Raw genomic sequence first — 2,530 nt, 5'->3', positions numbered from 1 at the left:
TGTGCTGTTCCTGCCATGCAAACCCCGCGCCCCTCGAGTTCCTGAAAACACCGCCCCACTTGACGCTCAGCGACCGCGACCTGGCTGCCCTGTACGCCCGCGCCGAGTGATGGATCGCCTCCCTCCAGCTGGCGGCCCTCTCGATGGAGGGACACGAGGACGTCTCGGCCTTCATCGACGCCTTCAGCGGCAGCCACCGCTATCTCCTCGACTATTTCGTGGAGGAAGTGCTGGAACAGCAGCCGCCACGGCTGCGGACCTTCCTGCTCCGCACGGCCATTCTGGATCGGCTGAGCCCGGCCCTCTGTGACGCTGTGCTGAAGCAGCCCAAGAGCTCAACGCAGGAGACGTTGACGGCCCTGGAACGGAGCAACCTCTTCGTGATTCCGTTGGACGACGAGCGTCGCTGGTATCGCTACCATCATCTGTTCCAGGACTTCCTTCGCGCCCGCCTGGCGGTCGAGGAGCCTGACCTGCTCCCCGCGCTCCACCGCCGGGCCGCTGGGTGGTACGCGGCGCGTAGCCTGACCGACGAGGCCGTCCGTCACGCGCTGGCGGCCGAGGATCACGACCTGGCGGCCACGTTGATCGGCGAGGCCTACCCCGCTATGCTCCAGCGCGGCGAGGTGGCCACGCTCAAGCGCTGGGTCGAGGCGCTGCCAGCGTCACGCCGCCGCAGCGACCCGGTCCTTATGCTGGCCCACGCATGGACCCGTGCGCTCGGGATGGAGGTGGAGGCGACGGAGGACTGCCTGGCGGAGCTTGAGCGAATGGCGGAGGCACACCCAGACCTCACACCGGAGCAGCGCGTGGAGCTGCGGGGTGAGATCGCCACCATCCGCACCGTCTGCGCCTACCCTCGCGGCGATATGGCGACTACCATCGAGTACGCCGAGCAGGCCCTGGCGCAGTTGCCGGAGGCGGATGGCGTTCTGCGCAGCGTGCTGGCGCTCTACCTGGCGAACGCCCGCAGCTCTCGGGGGGAGATGGAGGCCGCTGCTGCTGCATATGAGCAGGCTATGGAGGAAGGAAAACGGTCTGGGAATCTCTTCGTCGCCTTCTCCGCCCTGCTGAACCTGGGCAACCTGGATCGGCTGCACGGGCGCTGGCGCGCTGCTGAGGCGCGCTGTCAGGAGACCCTGGCGTGGGCCGAGGAACATGAGGCGCAGCCCTTGGACGGTCTGGCGCACGTGGGGCTGGGGCTGATCCATTGGGACCGCTGGGAGCTGTCCGAGGCCCGCCAGCACCTGGAGGTCGGCATCGACCGCGCCCGGCGCATCGGCGCCAGGTACGTGGAGGCGATGGCTGCCCGAGCGCTGGCCTGCATCGCTCAACACCAGGGCCGGAAACAGGAAGCGCGAGCCCGGCTGGAGGAAGCCCTGACGACATCGCGCAATCTCGACTATGCTGAGGCTGCCGGGTTCGCCGATCTGATGGAAGCACACTGTCGAATCCTTCGCGGCGACCGCGAGGCATTGGGCCGTTGGATAGCGGGACGGCAGCCCCTGGAGCGTCTGTCGCCGGATATGCGCCTCCTGGAGAGCCAGGTGGTGGCGCACGCCCGGCTGCTTCTGGATGACGCACGCGGCGCGCTGGACGATCTGGCCCAGGTGCGCGAGAAAGCCAAGGCGGCGGGTTGGACGCAGCGTCTGGTCGAAATTCTAGTGCTGGAAGCGCAGGCTTACGCGGCGCTGGGCCAGCGGTCACAGGCCCTGACCAGGCTTGAAAGCGCCCTGGATCTGAGCCGGCGCGGCGGATTCGTGCGCCCCTTCGTCGAGGCAAGCGAGAGGGTGCTGCCTCTTTTACTGCGCATCATCGCTTCCGACCTCTCCACAGAGCAGCGCGCCTTCATCGAGTCGGTACTGACCGCGCTCGACGCTGAGCTTGAACCATCCCCCGCCGCGTCTAAGCTCGTTGAGCCGCTGACCGATCGCGAGATGGACGTGCTCCGCCTGCTCCCCACCGGGCTGACCACGGCCGAGATCGCCGAGCGGCTCTTCATCAGCTACCACACCGTGCGCACCCACCTCAAGCACATCTACGGCAAACTAGACGCCCACAGCCGCCACGAAGCCGTCACCCGCGCCACGGATTTGAACCTCCTGTAGAACGGTCGGGGTTTGTGCTTGGGAGGCGATAGGGCGTTACACGTGGCCCAGCCGTTATCCCTGCAGGCCGCTTAGTTCCTCCATCAATTCGACGCTTTTCTCTTCGGCGAGGAAGTGCCCAGCATCAGAATAGCGGACGACCCTGGCGGTCGGAAAATGCCTCGCCCACTGATTGAGCTCCTTTTCCCGAAAAGCGATATCCTTCATCCCCCATGCGATCAGTTTGACCTTACCCTTCAGTCTGCCTCGCTCCGCCCAGAGATCGGCCAGCCAATCGGAGGCGGCCGTAATCTGCCTGGGAAATACCCAGCAACCCTTTCTCTCTTCGGGCCGAGAGAGCGGCAGGATGAAATGGCGGTGGATCTCAGGCCGGAAACAGGAAGCGCGAGCCCGGCTGGAGGAAGCCCTGACGACATCGCGCA

The 2,530-nt window shown here is 66.1% G+C and carries 2 protein-coding genes; one reads left to right on the top strand and one right to left on the bottom strand.

The annotated features are described in order from the left end of the window. The first annotated feature begins 143 nt into the window (after positions 1–143). Positions 144–2,108: a LuxR C-terminal-related transcriptional regulator gene (locus I6U14_RS12080; RefSeq protein ID WP_296899649.1), complete on the top strand. Its 1,965-nt coding sequence runs from the start codon at positions 144–146 to the stop codon at positions 2,106–2,108. Between the two features lie 54 nt (positions 2,109–2,162). Here I6U14_RS12080 and I6U14_RS12075 read toward each other — a convergent pair. Beyond that, positions 2,163–2,530 (bottom strand): alpha/beta fold hydrolase (locus I6U14_RS12075; RefSeq protein WP_296899648.1); only part of this gene is annotated, 368 nt, incomplete at its 5' end.

Origin of the sequence: Thiohalocapsa sp. (assembly GCF_019695415.1) — a bacterium.
Lineage (GTDB): Bacteria > Pseudomonadota > Gammaproteobacteria > Chromatiales > Chromatiaceae > Thiohalocapsa.
The sequence above is the reverse complement of the archived record's forward strand: the minus strand, read 5'-3'. Positions and strand labels throughout refer to the sequence as shown.